Below are 17,834 nucleotides of genomic sequence, written 5' to 3' on the forward strand. Positions count from 1 at the left end.
CCTTGCCTTCTGGCATCTCACGCGGCTTCGCCGATCACGCCGGCATAGCCATTGGCCTCGAGGTCGAGCGCCAGCGACTTGTCGCCGGATTTGATGACCTGGCCCTTGTAGAGCACATGCACGCTATCGGGCACGATGTGTTCAAGCAGCCGCTGGTAATGGGTGATGACCAGGAACGCCCGGTCGGGCGCGCGCAGCGCGTTGACGCCATCGGAAACGATCTTCAGCGCATCGATGTCGAGGCCGGAATCGGTCTCGTCGAGCACGCAAAGTTTCGGCTCCAATAGCTTCATCTGCAGGATCTCGGCGCGCTTCTTCTCGCCGCCGGAGAAGCCGACATTGAGCGGCCGCTTCAGCATCGCCATGTCCATGCTGAGCGAGGCGGCGGCTTCCTTCACCCGCTTCAGGAATTCCGGGATCTTCAGCGGCTCCTCGCCGCGCGCCTTGCGCTGCTCGTTCATCGCCACCTTCAGGAATTCCATGGTCGCCACACCCGGTATCTCCATCGGATACTGGAAGGCGAGGAAAATACCCGACGTGGCGCGCTCGGCCGGATCCATCTCCAGGATCGACTGGCCGTTGTAGAGGATGTCGCCCTCGGTCACCTCATAGTCCTCGCGGCCGGCGAGGATATAGGACAGCGTCGACTTGCCCGAGCCGTTCGGGCCCATTATCGCGGCGACCTCGCCGGCCTTCACCGTCAGGTTCAGGCCGCGGATGATTTCGGTGCCGTCATCGACGATGCGGGCGTGCAGGTTCTTGATCTCAAGCATTCTTTTGTTTCCTGAATATCTGTCCGGTCAGCCGACCGAGCCCTCAAGCGAGATACCGATCAGCTTCTGCGCCTCGACGGCAAACTCCATCGGCAGCTGCTGGATGACGTCCTTGACGAAGCCGTTGACGATCAGCGCGATGGCTTCCTCCTCGGGAATGCCGCGCTGCATGACGTAGAACTTCTGGTCCTCGGAAATCTTGGACGTCGTCGCCTCGTGCTCGAACTGCGCCGTCGAGTTCTTGGCTTCCATGTAAGGCACGGTATGCGCGCCGCACTGGTCGCCGATCAGCAGACTGTCGCAATTGGTGAAGTTGCGGGCATTGGTCGCCTTGCGGTGCGCCGAGACCTGGCCGCGATAAGTGTTCTGCGAGAAGCCGGCGGCGATGCCCTTGGAGATGATGCGGCTCGACGTGTTCTTGCCGAGATGGATCATCTTGGTGCCGCTATCGACCTGCTGATAGCCGTTGGACACGGCGATCGAATAGAATTCGCCTGAGGAATCGTCGCCGCGCAGGATGCAGCTCGGATATTTCCAGGTAATCGCCGAGCCGGTCTCGACCTGCGTCCACGAGATCTTCGAACGGTCGCCACGGCAATCGCCGCGCTTGGTGACGAAATTGTAGATGCCGCCCTTGCCCTCGGCATCGCCGGGGTACCAGTTCTGCACGGTCGAATATTTGATCTCGGCATCGTCGAGCGCCACCAGTTCGACGACCGCCGCGTGCAGCTGGTTCTCGTCACGCTGCGGCGCGGTGCAGCCCTCGAGATAGGAGACGTAAGCCCCCTCCTCGGCGATGATCAGCGTGCGCTCGAACTGGCCGGTGTTCTTCTCGTTCATGCGGAAATAGGTCGACAGCTCCATCGGGCAGCGCACGCCCTTGGGCACGAAGACGAAGGAGCCGTCGGTGAACACGGCCGAATTCAGCGTGGCGTAGAAATTATCCGATGTCGGCACGACCGAGCCGAGATATTTCCGCACCAGTTCCGGATGCTCGCGGATGGCTTCCGAGATCGAGCAGAAGATGACGCCGGCCTGCGCCAACTCCTTCTTGAAGGTGGTGACGACGGATACGGAATCGAACACCGCGTCGACGGCGACGCGGCCGGATTTGTAGACGTTGTCGCTGGGCTCCTCGAGATCGGAGGCATCGGTCTTCTGGACGCCGGCCAGGATTTCCTGCTCGCGCAGCGGAATGCCGAGCTTCTCGTAGACCTTCAAGAGTTCGGGATCGACATCGCTGAGCGAGGACGGGCCGGGCGTGCTCTTGGGCGCCGCATAATAGTAGATGTCCTGGAAATCGATCTTCGGATAGTGGACGCGCGCCCAGGTCGGCTCGTCCAGCGTCAGCCAGCGCCGATAGGCTTCCAGACGCCATTCCAGCATCCAGGATGGCTCGTCCTTCTTGGCCGAAATGAAACGGATGATGTCTTCGCTCAGGCCCTTGGGAGCCTTGTCGACAGCGATTTCAGTCTGGAATCCATATTTGTATTGGTCGACGTCGATCTTTCGGACCCGATCGATCGTGTCCTGCACAGCAGGCATATGCGTTCTCCATCCACGCCGGGGTCAAGGCCCGGCAGTTTTCAAACTATGGCACCGCCAACGGCAGCCCCTGGAGGCGCCGGAAGTGGCGTAAGTTCCATATAGTGCGTTTCGACCGGAAATTCACCCGGCCACTTGCAAACGCACGGCTCTACCAGGCTGCGAAGCCTGAATTCCTTTTTCACCGCGTTCAGGCGGCCTGTTCCCTGCCCGCCCGGCGCTGGGCAATTCCCGCCAGCGCGGTGCGGAACAATTCAATGTCCTCGGCGCCCGTCGCAGCACCGATCGACACGCGCAAGGCGCCAAGACTGTCGCCATAGCCCATGGCTTTCAGCACGTGGCTCGGCCCGACCTTGCCCGACGAACAGGCGGAGCCGGCCGACAGCGCCACACCGGCGAGATCAAAGGCGATCTGCGCGGTTTCGGCCTTGATGCCCGCAATAGCGAAGAATGTCGTGTTGGCAAGCCTTGGCGCGTCGGTTCCAAAGATTTCCGCCTCCGGCACCAGCATTTTCACGATCGCTTCGATCTCGTCGCGTCGCTGGCGCACCGCATCGATCGCCGGCAGTCCGGCCAGCGCTTCGCGCGCGGCGGCACCAAAGCCTGATATGGCGGCGAGATTTTCGGTTCCGCCGCGATGGCCCTTTTCCTGGCCGCCGCCATTGATCAGGGGCTTCGGCATCATCAGATCGGCGGCGGCGGCGATGGCACCAACACCCTTGGGACCGCCGATCTTGTGCGAAGACAGAATCAAATAATCGGCGTAACCCGCTGATATGTCGATGGAAACGCGGCCGGCGGCCTGAACGGCGTCGACGACAAGAATGCCGCCCGCGGCCTTGACGATTTCGGCGATGCGAGCGATCGGCTGGATCACGCCGGTCTCGTTGTTGGCCGCGTGGATCGCGACCAGCGGCAGACCATCGGCCTTGTCATGACCTGCAAGTGCCGCGGCCAAGGCGGCAAGGTCGGCAATGCCGTTGGCATCGACGCCGATGCACGTCACTTGCCCCGCCGGGAAGCGTCCGCCATTCAGCAGGCAAGGATGATCGGCCTCGCAGACGTAGAGCCGGCTCATGCGCACGCTGCCGCGCCCCATCTGCCAATCGGGGGTCAGCAGCGTCGAGGCAGCTTCGGTCGCACCGGAGGTGAACACGACATGTTCGGGCCTGGCATTCACCAGAGCCGCGACCTCGCGCCTTGCCGTCTCGATCAGGCGCCGCGCGGCGCGGCCTTCGGCATGGACCGATGATGGGTTGGCCGCCACGTCAAGCGCCGCGACCATAGCCTCGCGCGCCGCTGGGAGCAGCGGCGCACTGGCATTGTAGTCGAGATAGGCGCGTTTTGCGGCCATTTTCGTCCAGTTGATCCCGTCAGAAGCCATTCGGTCGTCGTATGGCGTTATTTCCTTGAAATTCCAAGGCGAGCCGTCCTATTTACGCGGCTTGCGGCGCGGGTGGCCGGGCTCGACGTCTGGCCACTCAGTTTTGAATAGTTCTAAACTAGCTTCTAAGAAGACGCTCGCCCTGCGTCAAGGCCAGAGGAAGGTCCGTTCCGGGCGCCGCGCATTCGTATTACCCAAGTGGAGTATTTTATGCCTGAGGTCATTTTCACCGGTCCGGCCGGCCGCCTGGAGGGACGCTACCAGCCCTCCAAGGAAAAGAGCGCGCCGATCGCCATCGTCTTGCATCCGCATCCGCAATTCGGCGGCACGATGAACAACAAGATCGTCTACGACCTCTTCTATATGTTCCAGAAGCGCGATTTCACCACGCTGCGCTTCAATTTCCGCGGCATCGGCCGCAGCCAGGGCGAATTCGACCACGGCACCGGCGAGTTGTCGGATGCCGCCGCCGCACTCGACTGGGTCCAGTCGCTGCACCCGGATTCCAAGAGCTGCTGGGTCGCCGGCTATTCGTTCGGCTCGTGGATCGGGATGCAGCTCTTGATGCGCCGGCCCGAGATCGAGGGCTTCATCTCGATCGCGCCGCAACCCAACACCTATGACTTCTCGTTCCTGGCGCCCTGCCCGTCATCGGGCCTGATCATCCATGGCGATGCCGACAAGGTGGCGCCGCCGAAGGACGTGCAAGGCCTGGTCGACAAGCTGCACACGCAGAAGGGCATCACCATCACGCAGAAGACCCTTCCCGGCGCCAACCACTTCTTCGCCAACCACGCCGATCTTTTGATCGAGGAATGCGCGGACTATCTCGATCGCCGGCTGGCGGGCGAATTGTCCGATCCACGGCCCAAGCGGCTGAGATAAGCAGGAAAGGCGCCAGCGCCGATGTACGAGCCTCCCCATTTCCAGGAAACGCGGCCCGACGTGCTGCATGGACTGATCAGGGCGCATCCGCTCGGCATGCTGATCTCGAACGGGCCTGACGGCCCGGTCGCCAACGCCATTCCCTTCCTGCTCGACGCCGCAGCGGCGCCGAACGGCAGAATGCGGGCTCACCTGGCCAAGGCAAACCCACACTGGCGCCTCATTGCCGACAATCCGGCATCGCCCGTGCTGATCGTCTTCCAGGGCGCCGATGCCTATGTGACGCCCTCTTGGTACGAGACCAAGCGCGAGACCGGCAAGGTGGTGCCGACCTGGAATTATGCCATCGTGCAGGTGCGCGGCACCGCAAAGGTGATCGACGACCAGGCGTGGCTGGCGCGGCAGATTGGCGATCTGACCAATTCCCAGGAAGGTGCCCGCGAGGCACCCTGGGCAGTGACCGATGCGCCGCCGCCCTTCATCCAGTCGCAGATCAAGGGCATTATCGGGCTGGAGATCGAGATCAGCGATATCCACGGCAAGTGGAAGGTCAGCCAGAACCGCCCCGTCGCCGATCGCACCGGCGTGGCGCAGGGACTGGAAAGCGAAGTCGCCGACGCATCCGACATGGTTCGCCTGGTAAGATCCTACGGCGGCCTGGACAACAATTAATCCGGCAAAGACTTGTCTGTCCGGTGCAATCAGTCGGAAGGATGCCTTGCGGACCGGCAACCCTGACGGCGTCGGACGGAAGATGAAGCCGAGCCGGGCAAAGACCAGCCCGCAAGCCAACGCGAAGGCGCAGCCAAGGCCGAAGCCGGCCACCGTGTCGCTCGGATAGTGCGCGCCGACGAAAACCCTGGTCGAGGCGAGACAGGCGGTGATCACCAGGGCGATGTACCAACGCCGCGGAAACAAAAGCAGGAGAACGCCGAACACCGCCCCCATTGTCGTGGCATGGCCGGATGGAAAACCGGCGAAGCGCGCGTCAAAGGCGAAGGGGTGCAGGGCGAGCACGCCAAAATCCTGGAAGTAGGGCGGGCGGGCCCGGCCGACCGCATACTTCAGGACATTGACCAGCAGGCCCGACAGGCCGACAGCGCTCAGCACCAGAAAAGCCAGGCAAGTCCAGTTGTAGACGAGCATCCGCGATCGCCGTGAAAGGCTGCGCCAATCGGTCAGATTGGCCCCAACGAGCAAAAGCGCCGACGGGATCAGGTACCAGCCACCGAGAGCGAACTGGGTGAGGAATTCCGCCACCCCGGCTCCCGGCCATTGGCCATGGACCAACCCTGCCGGTGTATCGAGGCGAACAAAGGCCGCCGCCGTCAGCAACACCCAAACGACGACCCAGACCGGCCATGCGATGTTGGGGTAACGCGCGGGACGAGCGGCAAAGCGTCCTCTCACGATCCGCATGGTGTCGCGAAAATTGTCCAGGGACCGTCGCCCTACCCCAAGGAGCCGACCGGAAACTGAAGGGCGCGATTTTACGAGCATTGGAAATTCGACCCCATTGTTGCCGTCATGGGCATCGACGAGCCATCATGGGGCCACACGATAGAGGCCGAGCGACAATTTGTCTCCCGACGAATAGTTGAGGCCGTCGATCTCCGCGACCCGTTTCACGGATTTGCCTTGCACCGACAGAATGCCATTCAGTTTCTGCTCGTCCTCGATCGGCGCCAGCCCTAGCGCGCAGGCAGGATCGGCAAGCAGATGCTGCGCCACGCCGCCGGCATCGGTCAGCACCGTTTTCGTGCCGACCAAGAACACCAGGCTTGGCTCCTGATACCGCGCCGAGGCCAGCACCGTCGTGTCGCAAGGCTTGTTGGTAAGCACCGCCTGCTTGATCGCCGGGCTCAGCCAGATCGGTTTCAGCGATGGGGCGATGATGCCGAACAGCAAGGCATAGGTGATGCCGGCACAGGCCGCGGTGGCTCCGATGCGGGGCAACGGCACCTGCAGCTGCCGCGCAAACGCGAAATAGCCGGTGCCCAATGCGGCGGCGGCCGCCGGTATGCTCCACCAGGAGAAGCTGTGGGTGAGATAGATCGGCGCCCCGATGCAAACCGCCGCCAAGCCAAGGCTGACCACGACCAGGCCGAAGGCGGTCGACCACCACAGCCACTGCTGCCAGCGCTTCAGCGGCGCATTGGCGTCCTCGGGCTGCAATGTCAGCAGCCAGCCGATCAGCAGCGCCATGCCAGGATAGGCCGGAAGCACATAATGCGGCAGCTTGGTCGGGATCAGTTCGAACACCAGCCAGAACGGGATGTACCAGGCGAGGCAGAAGCGCAGCCTGACATCGTCGCGCAGGCGGTTGAGGGCCTGGAGGCCGGCGCCGACCGCGATCAGCCCGAACGGCCACATGAACAGCGAATAGGTCAGCATGTAGAAGCCCGGCGGTAGGCCGTGTGATTCCTCGCCCGACGCGACCTTGCCGAGCATGTCCTTGCCGACGGCTTGCTGCAGGAAAGCGCCATGGCTTTTCCAGGTGATCGCGGCAAGCCAGGGCAGTGCGATGACCACGACCAGCAACAGGCCGCGTCCGATCCTGAGCTTCGACAGCCAGCGCCCGTCACGTTCGAAGGCGAACAGCACCGCGATGGTCAGCGCCGACAGCAGCGGCGCGATCGGCCCCTTGATGAGGATCGCCGCGCCTTGCGCGATCCAGAAAATCCACCAGAGATGGCCGGCGACTGGTTCTTTGCGGCGCGATGCGAGATAGATCTGCGCCAGCGCGCCTTGCGCCGCCACGCAGCAGGCCAGCAGCATCGCATCGGTCTTGGCGTCGCGCCCTTCGAAGGCCGTGGCGAAGATCGCGGCCATCACCAGGCCGGCGGCAATACCGGCATTGGCGCCGAAAAGATTGGTCCCCGTCCAAACGATCGCCAGCACCGCAATGGCAATGCCCAGTGCCGAGATCGTGCGATAGACCCAGATCGGCGCCTCGGCGCCTTTGCCGCTCAGCGTCACCGCCGCCGACTGCAGCCAGTAGATGCCGATCGGCTTCTGGTAGCGCGAGGCCTCCTGGAAGTGGATGTCGACATAGTCGCCGCTCTCGGCCATCTGCTTGGTCGCCTGGACGAAGCGCGACTCGTCCCGGTCGATCGGCGGCAGCGATGCCAGCCCCGAAAGCGTCATCACCAGGCTGAACAGGAAAAGGAGAAGGTAGTTCCTGTTCAACGCCATGCATCAGCCTCTCTAACCATTTTTTCGCAGTGACGGGCCGCTCAATCGACCTTGGTCATCGCCGCCTTGCGCTCATTGGCGATCAGCCAGAGGTTTCTGATGTAGATGAACATGCCCATGGCCTGGCCGGCGATGAACACCGGGTCCTGGCGCTGGATGGCATAAATCAGAAGCAGACCGCCGCCAAACAGGGAGAAGAACCAGAAGGCCACCGGCACGACGCTGCGCTTGGCCTTTTCCGAGGCGAGCCATTGCACGACGAAGCGCATGGTGAAGAAGAACTGCGCAACGAAGCCGAGCAGGATCCACGCATCGAATTGCTTGATGAAAACCTGGTGAAGCCAGGTCCCCAGTTCCTGGAGCACGTTAAACACGCTTGATTTCCTCTACTTTTGGCATTCTGCGGCGTCGGCGGCGCAGCCACCAGACACCGCCGAGATCGAGCGCGCCCTGCAGGCCGCGGTCGAAAACGCCGTAGTTCGACTTGCCGTGGCGGCGCGAGCGGTCGACGACATCGCAATGCACGACGCGATAGCCTTCCTGGATGACCAGGGCCGGGACGAAGCGGTGCGTGCCGTCGAAGAAGGGCAGTTTGCGCAGGATATCGGTGTGGACAGCCTTCAGGCCGCAGCCGGTATCACGCGTCTCGTCATGCAGGATGGCGTTTCTCAGCCAGTTGGCGAAGCGCGACGCCAGCTGCTTGACCTTGCTGTCGCGGCGCTTGAGGCGCTGGCCCTGGGCGGCGCCGAAATCCGGCCCTGCCTGCCGCAAGGCATCGACCAGCACCGGAATGTATTGCGGATCGTTCTGGCCGTCGCCGTCGATGGTGGCGACGATGCCGCCGCGCGCCGCCCAGGCGCCCGAGCGCACGGAAAGGCTCTGGCCGGCGGATTTCTGATGCCGCAATTCCCGCACCGGGAAGGAACGAAGTGCTGTCTGTTCGGTAAGCACGGCAGCCGTCTCGTCGGTCGAGCCGTCATTGACGATGATCAGTTCGAAGTCGCGCCCGGCCATAGCCGCCTCGATCTCGTCGATCAAGAGCGGCAGGTTTGCCGCCTCGTTCCTGCAAGGAATGACAATGGATATCAATGCGTCCGGCATGTCGCGTCGGGGCTCTGTCGTCGAATGTGGCATTGATGGATGCCGTGCGGTGCCGCTCGAGGTCGTGGGCTGCAAGAACCTTTGGCGCGGCGCCTCATTACCCCGGCCGAAACGATGAAGCAAGCGTGACGGCATTATCCGCGCGGGCCGCAAAACCGGATTCCACTTTTGCTGATCGCGACCTCCTGGTTGGCGCCCCATCTGACGCAAAACCGGATTCCACTTTTGCTGATCGCGCTTGGATGCTAAACGCGCCCGTTCACATATGCCCGCGCCGGACCGGGCGGACGCTTTCGGGAAAGAAAACATGCCTGCCTTCAAATCCGATTTCCTGCGCACGATGAGCGAGCGCGGCTTCATCCACCAGATTTCGGATGAGACCGGCCTCGACGAGCTTTTCGCCAAGGAAACGGTCACCGCCTATGTCGGCTATGACGCCACCGCCACCAGCCTGCATATCGGCAATCTGATCTCGGCGACCATGCTTTACTGGCTGCAGGAAACCGGACACCGGCCGATCGCCCTGATGGGCGGCGGCACGTCGATGATCGGCGACCCGTCCTTCCGCGACGACCAGCGCAGCCTTCTGAAGCCGGAAGCGATCGCCACCAACATCGAAGGCATCAAGCGCATCTTCGGCCGCATCCTGCGCTTCGGCGACGGCCCGAACGACGCCATCATGGTCAACAATGCCGACTGGCTGATGAAACTCAACTATGTCGAGTTCCTGCGCGATGTCGGCCGGCATTTCTCCGTCAACCGCATGCTGACCTTCGACAGCGTCAAGCTCAGGCTCGACCGCGAGCAGTCGCTGTCGTTCCTCGAATTCAACTACATGATCCTGCAGGGCTATGATTTCGTCGAGCTCGCCCGGCGCCAGAACTGCCGCCTGCAGATGGGCGGGTCGGACCAGTGGGGCAACATCATCAACGGCGTCGATCTCGGCCATCGCATGGGCACGCCGCAGCTTTACGCCCTGACCACGCCGCTGCTGACGACATCGTCGGGCGCCAAGATGGGCAAGTCGGCGAAGGGTGCGGTATGGCTCAACGGCGACCTCTTCTCGCCCTATGATTTCTGGCAGTACTGGCGCAACACCGAGGACGCCGATGTCGAGCGCTTCCTGAAGATATTCACCCGCCTGCCGCTCGACGAAATCGCGCGCCTGGCCGCCCTCGGCGGCTCCGAGATCAACGAGGCCAAGAAGATCCTGGCCACCGAGACGACGGCAATCGTCCACGGCCGCGAAGCGGCGAACCAGGCCGAGGAAACCGCGCGCAAGACCTTCGAGGAGGGGGCGCTCGCCGAGACATTGCCGACCGTCGGGGCCGACAAGGCGGCACTCGAAGCCGGCGTCGGCATCCTGTCGCTGCTGGTCACGGCCGGGCTGGCATCGTCCAATGGCGAGGCGCGGCGCCACATACAGGGCGGCGCGGTTCGCATCAACGACCAGTCGGTCAATGACGACCGCCGCATGGTCACGCTTCAGGATCTGAGTCCGGAAAACGTCGTAAAGCTTTCACTCGGCAAGAAAAAACACGTTCTGGTGCGGCCGGCCTGATATCTTCCCCAACAAATGCATGTCATTTTTGTACGGCAACGTGCTCAAGAAAGCAGGCTCAACGCATGCTACTCATCTCGATCCTCTGAAACAACGAAGTCCAGCGGAAGTTCAAGTTGCTCCATCTCTCGCGAGGCCCTCATTTCCAGTCGATCCGATTTTAGCGTTAGATGTAATTTGACGCCAGCCGCATCGAATGTAAGTGAGCGAGGTTGATCAAGTTCCATGAAACCGAAGAAGGTGAAAGGCAGCTCAAACGTGTCGTTTGCTGTCTTTCGGGCCAGGACCTGAGTGAGGTGCTTCTCAGACTCTGGTATTCCACGTTTATTTCGTCCCAAGATCGCAGTCTGCATCAGTACCAAGCCATCATCGAAGCCTCCTGATTTTTCCTTTTTTTCATCAGCAGCTTTAACAACCTCATCCATACCAATGTTCTCGGTATTCGCCAGGGCGCGCAATACTTCGTACAAATCAGCGAGCTCCAGCCGCTTCTCTTCAGGCGTATCCGCACCACGAACCTCCAATGCCTCCTCAAGCAATTTGCTTGTTAAAAAGGCTTTCTTGAATTCCTGTGGCACCTTCTGGGTGATTCCAGTCTCTTTTCTCCGAGCGATCCGGTCAGGTATTTTGTCTCTAACAATTTTTCCGAATGTCGTGTTTCGGCGTATCCGAGAATGCTCCTTTTCACCCCTTGCTATGACCACGCAACCTGCTCGACTGAGCGCGAAGTATGCATGGGCAAGCGTTGAGCCAGCAAGAAAAACAGGAACTGATGCGGCCATCGCCGCAGCTCCAACAGCCTCTATGAAAGACATATCTCGCATAAGAGACTGATCCGTCGGCATCAATTCCAACGCCAATCGCGTTTTCGGGCGGTCATCCGCTTCGAATTTTTCAAGGTCGGTACGATTGGCAATGCGGACGAGTTGATAGTTTGCGCGGTCGAGATTTCGTTCTGCTTCGTGGGCTTCTGTCCAATACCAAGGAACGCTGAAGTCAACTCCGTCGGAGGCACGGCATCCAATGAACCACATTACATGGCAGGGTTTATCCAATCTCCTGCTAATTTCGGCTGTGCGTCCAGCAATATCCAGAGCCTCACGCCGACCAATGCTCAGGCTGCGAGCAACTTCATTCTTGACGCGAACATACTCCCAACTGCCATCCTCTCGAGCTACCATCATGTTGGATTTGTAGTCGGGGTACTCCGTTGCTATAGAAGTAGGTAAGTGCACTTCCCAGATATCGTATGGGCAATATTGCAAAGCGTCGGGCAAGCCCCAAAGACTGTGAATCTCCACCACCGGGCTATTTGGATCCGCACGAACCCACGCTGCCGCGCGCGCAGCCATAAACCGATGGATCACGAACGCGAGGGCCTCGAGTTTCTCTTCTTGTTCCAGGGATAAATCCCGCTGCTCAAGACACCATTGAGCGGCTGAGAGCGGATTCATTCCTTCTGTTCGACCAAGATTTGGAAGCTTTTCCGCGCCTGCGCGAACACTAGTTCTAACGATGATCTGGTCAGGTCCAATTAACTCACGAAAATCTTTAACCAAGCGCGTGAACCCATCTTCATCACCGCTTGGGGGCAAAACAGAGAGTTCCGCATAGAACAACATGGGTCTACGCGAGGCTCCCTCCTCCCACAACTCGTTGAGGACTTTCAATTTGTCCCATCGGCCGATTGACGCTGCATCAGCGACCCTTATGTAAGTCCCACCCGCAGCGGCTGGCTGATGAATGGGCTGTATCGTGAGCTGAAATGGATTGACGCCCGTGAAATCCTCAGTCTCCTCGTCGATTTGAACAAGATAGACTCGATTATGTGTTGCGACCCATTCGCAATTCACCCGATGGGCCATTCCGCGAATTAGAACGTTATTTATCCAGGCTGCGATTGAGCCAAACAATCGCTCTTGGGACAATCCTTTGACAACCAGTGGCGATCGATAGTTCCAAGCTTCATCTCGCTGAGAGTTGAGTCGCGTTCGGGACACTCTTCCGGCCGCCTCAGAAGCAAGTTCCCAATGGTCACGCGTTTTTGAAATCCGCAGGACATTTCCAAATTCTCCGCCAGCGCGAGGCTGAATATAACTTTGCAATACTATGGCAACTGGCCTCCCTCGCGCAGATTTCGTGACATGAGCAACCGCCTCCACGATGTTCTCTACGAATGTATCCGCATGATAGGGAACAACTACACTAGTGAAACTTCCCCTCTCCCAGATCGCTTCGCCGATCACGCTTGATCGCACGTACAGTTGTCCCGTTTCTTCTGCTATTTCACGTACTCGTGATAGAGAAGAACCTAGCCGCTCCAAAAACTTTTCGGGGCTTTTAGAAACTGCTTGGACAAGTTCAGCGCTCAGCAATGCGAAACGAGGAGTCCATAACCGCGGGAGAATCGCTAATCCAGCCCCTTTTGGGCCGAAGTGTTCCGAGAGGCGCGAGATATCAGACCATTCAAAAGGGGGGGCATCGTCTGAGAAGAGCACCTGCTCGGTCATTTCTTCTCTAACGTTCCAAAAACGGCATTCGCTACGTTTGAGAGCAGTCCGCTCACGCCATCAGAAAAGTAGCCCACCAAGAAAGCCAAGGCTGCCGATGGCGCAACGGCCCGGGGTTGGCCTGAACTACTGCCTATGATCCCGCTATCGAGCAGCGTCAGAACGACACACGCATAGATTCCGCCGACCAAAGGCACGAAGAGGCGCCAGTAACGACGGTCTAAGTGCCATTTGCATTTGGCGGCTGAGTGTACCAGCCATTTGATAGAGAATGTCACACCTCCGACGCCACCTACGAAGTAAATAGCTAGGAGGCGAAAATTCACGTGCAAAATAGGTGGCTGAGCCGAGCTGAATGCTAGCCTCGCGAGCGAAATATCCATCGATTGATCCGCGACACCGACAAAAAGTCCGCTAACGGCGGTAAAGAAAACGAGCATTGCTGCTAAAATGGCAGCCTCTTGGTTGATACATTTCCGAGCTTCGGGGGGATACCTACTTTTCCAATCACCGGGCAACCTGCCATCGGTATATTCGGGCGGTTTGAGCGGATTCACGAATTCCCCAGCCCGGCCGGTAGGGGCGCTGCTGCTTGGTTTATCGGACTCCGCAGCGGTATTCACGCAACAAAATTCTTAGCGGGAAATCGTTTGAGCGTTGCTTGCACGTTAGCAAGATTCTCACTTGTTCGGTAGTTCCATTCGCCCCTCAAACCTACCAAGTCCGCCACCACCCTGCGCAAAAATTGGGAACCCACATGCTCTACATCCTGAACCAAGTGGCTGGCATCGTCCCCTCCTGCCATGAGGTAGGATTTGTTACGATCGACCATTTCGTACAATTTGGATGCATCGAAAGAAGTCCAATTGAGCGACTGCATCTCTGCCGACCTTGCCACCATTTCCGGCGCGGAAAATGGAGCGTCCACCAAGATATGCAAATGCGCCCAATCCACACCACAACCAATTGAGGAACCGTTTTCTGCAGGGCCGTGCTCGAACCAAACAACCCGCTCATCATAAAGGCCGAATTCGTCTGCTATTGCGCTGACGACATCTGCTACCCGTTGCCCGGTTTCTGCTTGCCAGTGGGCGAAATTGATTGCTCGCCTCCTAGGGATCACCAGCAACCAGTTCGGCAGTATGGAACCTAACGTAGGACAAACGACGCATTCCTGCGTTTCAAAAATAATCTGATCGTAGATGGCGCGCTGATTCCGCCCCGTCGACAGCAGCGACGAAAACCTATCTCCTACCTTATGGTGATCTAGCTGCATGGCTTACATCCTCGACGTCATCGGTCGTGACCCTACTATATGCGGATTCGCTCGGCAAAGGAATCTGGGCTCAATTTTGGGCCTGCGGCAAACAGAAATTCCAAAGCTGAACCTCCTGCGATGCCTTGATATTCCGGAAGGCGATCTGGGGTCAGTAAAGCTACGCGCACGACGCATTCACTTATCGGTACTCGAAAATCGACCGGAAGATGCCCGGCGCGATCACCGAGAGCGGGTTGACGTCAAGCACCGGCTTGTTGGCATTGCCCCTGAGCCGATAAGTGACACCGATCAGGCCGCGGTCGCGGCCGTTGCCCAGCAGCGCGCCGACGATAGGCAATTCGCCGAAGATGCGGTTGAGGCCATAGACCGGCATGAAGGTGCCAGTCATGTCCATATTGTTGTTCTGGTCGTAGAGGATGCCCTGGAACGTCGTGCCGATGCGCGGACCGCGCAGCACGCCATTGGCCAGCTTCAGATAGCCGCTGCCTTTCTCGATCTCGGCATAGCCGCGTTCGAACTTGACCCGCGATGTGTCGAGATTGCCCTTGACCGCCTGGTTGAGACTGCGGTTGTCGCCGGCCGGCGTGGTCGAGACAATCGAGGCGAGCTTCGGTTCGTTGACGATGAAGAAGTTGCTGGTGTCGACCTTGCCCGTCATCGGCCCGTCGCCGGCCCCCGTCAGCGCCAGCATGATCGAGCCGCCTTCCATGTGCTCGTAGACGTTCAGGAACCTCAATATCGCGCCGGCGTCCGCCGACTTCACGTTGAGCGAGCGCCGGCCGTCGCCGGTAGTGTTGCTGATGGTGATAGCCGCGCCCGAACTTGCCGTGGCGCTGACCTTCAGCCCGTTCACCCTTGAGCCGGCCGCGCTGTAGTCGAGCTTCAAATTGGACAGTTGCTCGTCATGGAAGCCGGTGAGCTGCTCGACGTCGGCGCTGACGGAAATGTTGTCCGTTCCGGTCGTCTTGGTCGCGGTGTCCACATCGGACGTGAACTGCTTGATGAGCGAACGGGCGTCGAGCGCCTTGCCGTTTATGTCGACGGCGTAGCCCTTGCCCGAACGCTTCACCGAAATCGCGACGTCGTCACCCCGGTTCAAGGTGACCTTGCCGAACCTGGCCGACGACAGGGCGCCGTTGACCAGCACGATGCTGCCGTCGATGGAGAATGTTTTGCCGTCGAGGTTGAAATCGGACAGCGTCGTGGTGTCGCCGGCCTTGGTCATGACGAAGGTGACGTTGGCGGGAACCCCTGCCCCCTTGCTCCAGCCGGCCCAGGGAATGTCCAGCCTGGCATTGGTCAGGTCGGCCGAGACGTTCTGGTTGCCGCTGCCGCTCTTGTCGATCGCGACCTTCACCGTTCCCCCAAGCAGCGGCGTCAGGCCGGGCATGGCCGCGGCACGGACCTTGTCGTCGAGCACCAGGGCCACCTTGCGGCTGCGCGCCGGCCCGTTGTCCGCCAACGGCTCGATCAGGTCGAGTTCGGCCGGAATGCCGTTGAGCGCTGCCTTGGCGGAGATCACCGCCTTTTCCGGGTCGACGGTGATCGAGCCGTCGGCATCCGTCACGGTCTGTCCCTCGAACGGCTTGGCCAGCGACAGGCCGGTGTAGTCGAGCGACACCAGCCAGTCGAGCTTCGACGTATCGACGCCTGACTGCAGCGGAATGTCGGCCCGGACATGGCCAGTGACGCTGCCGGACAGATCCTCCGGCAGGAAGCCGACATGGCGCATGGCGTTGATCGGCTCGTAGGAGGCGAGTTCGGCGACAGCCGGCGCCTCGCCCTCCACATCGATGTCGAGCGCACCGATGACCGGCGGGCGGTTCGCCGCCTTGACCGCCAGCGTACCGTTGCTGGCGGCCACGGTGCGGCCGCTGGGCATGAAGACGGTGCCCGAGGAGAGCGAAATGTCGACGTCATTGCCGTGGAAGGCGACGACGCCGACCGCGTCGCGTATCGGCGGGATGCGGCCGGCCGTGTCAAAACGCGAGCCTTCGATCTGGAAGCGGCCGAACACCTCGTCGGCCGAAAGCGGCACGCCGTTGCCGAGGCGATCCGGCACGACCTGGAACTGGAGGTTGGCATCGACGACGCGGCCGCCGAACAGATTGTCCAGCACCCAGAGCCGCGCATTGCGCGCCGAAAACCACGGCCACAGCTGCTTGACGTGCGAGACCGGCATGTCGTGCACGTTGAGCGCCAGATTGATCCCGGGGGCCTTGCCGTCAACGAAAGCCACGGCCGCGGTGCCGAGTACCTCGCCGGCAGCGGCGGACCGAACCGCGATCTGCTCGGCCACCAATTTATGGCTCTCGGTCTGATAGACGCCGGCGATGCGGGCGAGGAAGGTCAGCGCGGGCTCGGGCGATTCCGATGGCGCCAGGGTCGAACCGTCGCTGGTCAGGTCATAGCGGTAGGACGGTTCCTCGCCCGCCGCCCCTGTCGCCGGCTTTGGCCCTATCGAGCCGCCGAAATTGAAAGAGGACCGGCCGGATTTCAGCAACAGCCTGTCGACCTGGATCTTGTTGCTGCCATGGACAAGCGTCGCATCGACATCGACATCGGCAGGCAGCAAGCCGCGCGTGCCAAGATCGAGCACCGACCCGGCGGACGACAGAGAGGCCGTCAGCCGTGATTCATTGGTGCCGGATCCTTCCGCTCCCGTCAGCTTCAACGCGATCGCGCCCAGCTTCCCGGCGCCGGTGGCGTCGGCAGATGACAGATCGACGCTCGCAGTCAGCGCCGTGACGCGATGGGCGGCGACATCTCGGGTGGCGGAGGCGGCAACCGTGACCTTCCTGCCGTCGACATCCGCCTCTGAGGAAAACTCCACGGCGCCCGGCCCCGATTGTACGACGGTGGCGTCGGCGATCTTGACCAGCTTGATCGCCCCCGCGTCTGGCAGCACGAATTCGACATTGGTGAGATCGATCCGGCGCATCGAATCTTCCCGCACGGCGTCGAGCGCGCGATGTATGTTGCCGAACAGCGCGTCTGACAGTCTCTCCGGATCGACGAGGCCGTCCTCATTGCGCAATTGCGCTGTCCAGTCGCCGCCGGACGGCATGGCCGCCACAACGATGTGAGCATCCGATATCCTGGCGCTGGTCAGCCGCACCTCTCCCCAAAGAAGCGGGATCAGGCGCATGCCGAAGCGGACGCGGCCAGCATCCGCCATCGGTTTGTCGTCCGATGTCTTCAGGCTGACGTCGCTGACCTGAAGCGCGACGAAGCTCGAACTGTCGAGCGTGATGCGCGCCGGCCCGACCGCCACATTAACATCGACACCGGCGAGTTTCTCGATGGCGGTCTCCGCTTCCGCCCGAAGCCGCTCGGAGCCGATCCCGGAAGCTCCGACCAGATAGACAACGACCGCGGCCAGCAACACGAACGCGACCATGCCGGCGAACAAGCGCGAAAGGATGCGGAAGCCGCGGCCGATCGACGCCTGGCCGAGTGGTGGAACGCGGCACGCGGATGGCAAAGCCCCCAGGTCGGTGATCTCGTCACGCCTGAACCGGATCTTCTCGTGCTGCGGTTGCTCCTGATCCACGCAATCTTCCGTTGTACAAATTCGCTCGTGGACGAATCCCCGGTCGAC

13 protein-coding genes and 1 pseudogene are annotated in these 17,834 nt (G+C 60.8%); 3 read left to right on the top strand and 11 right to left on the bottom strand.

Going from position 1 to position 17,834, the window contains the following annotated elements; genetic code table 11:
* Positions 1-17: 17 nt before the first annotated feature.
* From sufC to CK226_RS08280, 3 genes are all read right to left on the bottom strand, one after another.
* Positions 18-773, bottom strand: coding sequence for a Fe-S cluster assembly ATPase SufC (gene sufC, locus CK226_RS08270; protein ID WP_015318168.1), 756 nt, complete (start codon positions 771-773; stop codon positions 18-20).
* A gap of 27 nt (positions 774-800) precedes the next feature.
* The gene (gene sufB, locus CK226_RS08275) at positions 801-2,318 is read right to left on the bottom strand and encodes a Fe-S cluster assembly protein SufB (RefSeq protein ID WP_095770374.1); all 1,518 of its coding nucleotides are present in this window, start codon (positions 2,316-2,318) and stop codon (positions 801-803) included.
* 190 nt (positions 2,319-2,508) lie between these two features.
* Positions 2,509-3,672 carry a cysteine desulfurase family protein gene (locus CK226_RS08280; RefSeq protein WP_095791839.1) on the bottom strand — a complete coding sequence of 388 codons (1,164 nt, stop codon included), beginning with the start codon at positions 3,670-3,672 and terminating at the stop codon, positions 2,509-2,511.
* Between the two features lie 240 nt (positions 3,673-3,912).
* Between CK226_RS08280 and CK226_RS08285 the strand changes: the two genes are divergently transcribed.
* Positions 3,913-4,587, top strand: coding sequence for an alpha/beta hydrolase (locus CK226_RS08285; protein WP_027046762.1), 675 nt, complete (start codon positions 3,913-3,915; stop codon positions 4,585-4,587).
* A gap of 21 nt (positions 4,588-4,608) precedes the next feature.
* Positions 4,609-5,259 (top strand): FMN-binding negative transcriptional regulator, encoded by a 651-nt coding sequence (locus CK226_RS08290; protein WP_095791563.1) that lies wholly within the window; start codon positions 4,609-4,611, stop codon positions 5,257-5,259.
* 156 nt (positions 5,260-5,415) lie between these two features.
* On the opposite strand, the pseudogene CK226_RS36155 reads toward CK226_RS08290, so the two are convergent.
* The 4 genes and pseudogenes from CK226_RS36155 to CK226_RS08310 form a co-directional block, all read right to left on the bottom strand.
* A pseudogene (locus CK226_RS36155) lies at positions 5,416-6,087 on the bottom strand (phosphatase PAP2 family protein); the annotation flags it as partial.
* A gap of 45 nt (positions 6,088-6,132) precedes the next feature.
* Entirely contained in the window at positions 6,133-7,782 is a 1,650-nt protein-coding gene (locus CK226_RS08300; protein WP_179300999.1) for a glycosyltransferase family 39 protein, read from the bottom strand.
* A gap of 41 nt (positions 7,783-7,823) precedes the next feature.
* Positions 7,824-8,156 carry a lipid-A-disaccharide synthase N-terminal domain-containing protein gene (locus CK226_RS08305; RefSeq protein ID WP_010909058.1) on the bottom strand — a complete coding sequence of 111 codons (333 nt, stop codon included), beginning with the start codon at positions 8,154-8,156 and terminating at the stop codon, positions 7,824-7,826.
* Positions 8,149-8,883 carry a glycosyltransferase family 2 protein gene (locus CK226_RS08310; protein WP_095791564.1) on the bottom strand — a complete coding sequence of 245 codons (735 nt, stop codon included), beginning with the start codon at positions 8,881-8,883 and terminating at the stop codon, positions 8,149-8,151. The genes CK226_RS08305 and CK226_RS08310 overlap by 8 nt, the downstream gene beginning before the upstream one ends.
* 307 nt (positions 8,884-9,190) lie before the next feature.
* Between CK226_RS08310 and tyrS the strand changes: the two genes are divergently transcribed.
* On the top strand, positions 9,191-10,444 hold the full coding sequence (gene tyrS / locus CK226_RS08315) for a tyrosine--tRNA ligase (RefSeq protein WP_095791841.1): 1,254 nt from the start codon (positions 9,191-9,193) through the stop codon (positions 10,442-10,444).
* 68 nt (positions 10,445-10,512) lie between these two features.
* On the opposite strand, the gene CK226_RS08320 is transcribed toward tyrS, so the two are convergent.
* The 4 genes from CK226_RS08320 to CK226_RS08335 all read right to left on the bottom strand — a co-directional run bounded on the left by CK226_RS08320 (position 10,513) and on the right by CK226_RS08335 (position 17,786).
* Positions 10,513-12,954, bottom strand: coding sequence for a nucleoside triphosphate pyrophosphohydrolase (locus CK226_RS08320; RefSeq protein ID WP_142887617.1), 2,442 nt, complete (start codon positions 12,952-12,954; stop codon positions 10,513-10,515).
* Entirely contained in the window at positions 12,951-13,511 is a 561-nt protein-coding gene (locus CK226_RS08325) for a hypothetical protein (RefSeq protein ID WP_142887618.1), read from the bottom strand. Before CK226_RS08325 ends, CK226_RS08320 begins: the two co-directional genes overlap by 4 nt.
* Before the next feature lie 62 nt (positions 13,512-13,573).
* A complete protein-coding gene (locus CK226_RS08330; RefSeq protein ID WP_095791567.1) occupies positions 13,574-14,230 on the bottom strand; it encodes a hypothetical protein in 657 nt (218 codons plus the stop codon).
* Between the two features lie 181 nt (positions 14,231-14,411).
* Positions 14,412-17,786 (bottom strand): DUF3971 domain-containing protein, encoded by a 3,375-nt coding sequence (locus tag CK226_RS08335; protein ID WP_095791568.1) that lies wholly within the window; start codon positions 17,784-17,786, stop codon positions 14,412-14,414.
* Positions 17,787-17,834 lie beyond the last annotated feature (48 nt).

It is taken from the genome of Mesorhizobium sp. WSM4311 (genome assembly GCF_002295115.1).
Taxonomy (GTDB): Bacteria; Pseudomonadota; Alphaproteobacteria; order Rhizobiales; family Rhizobiaceae; genus Mesorhizobium.

Bases quoted from the DNA above. Each gene is read 5' to 3' on its own strand.
- sufC (WP_015318168.1), bottom strand. From the start codon at position 773: ATGCTTGAGATCAAGAACCTGCACGCCCGCATCGTCGATGACGGCACC.
- sufB (WP_095770374.1), bottom strand. From the start codon at position 2,318: ATGCCTGCTGTGCAGGACACGATCGATCGGGTCCGAAAGATCGACGTC.
- CK226_RS08280 (WP_095791839.1), bottom strand. From the start codon at position 3,672: ATGGCCGCAAAACGCGCCTATCTCGACTACAATGCCAGTGCGCCGCTG.
- CK226_RS08285 (WP_027046762.1), top strand. From the start codon at position 3,913: ATGCCTGAGGTCATTTTCACCGGTCCGGCCGGCCGCCTGGAGGGACGC.
- CK226_RS08290 (WP_095791563.1), top strand. From the start codon at position 4,609: ATGTACGAGCCTCCCCATTTCCAGGAAACGCGGCCCGACGTGCTGCAT.
- CK226_RS08300 (WP_179300999.1), bottom strand. From the start codon at position 7,782: ATGGCGTTGAACAGGAACTACCTTCTCCTTTTCCTGTTCAGCCTGGTG.
- CK226_RS08310 (WP_095791564.1), bottom strand. From the start codon at position 8,883: ATGCCGGACGCATTGATATCCATTGTCATTCCTTGCAGGAACGAGGCG.
- tyrS (WP_095791841.1), top strand. From the start codon at position 9,191: ATGCCTGCCTTCAAATCCGATTTCCTGCGCACGATGAGCGAGCGCGGC.
- CK226_RS08320 (WP_142887617.1), bottom strand. From the start codon at position 12,954: ATGACCGAGCAGGTGCTCTTCTCAGACGATGCCCCCCCTTTTGAATGG.
- CK226_RS08330 (WP_095791567.1), bottom strand. From the start codon at position 14,230: ATGCAGCTAGATCACCATAAGGTAGGAGATAGGTTTTCGTCGCTGCTG.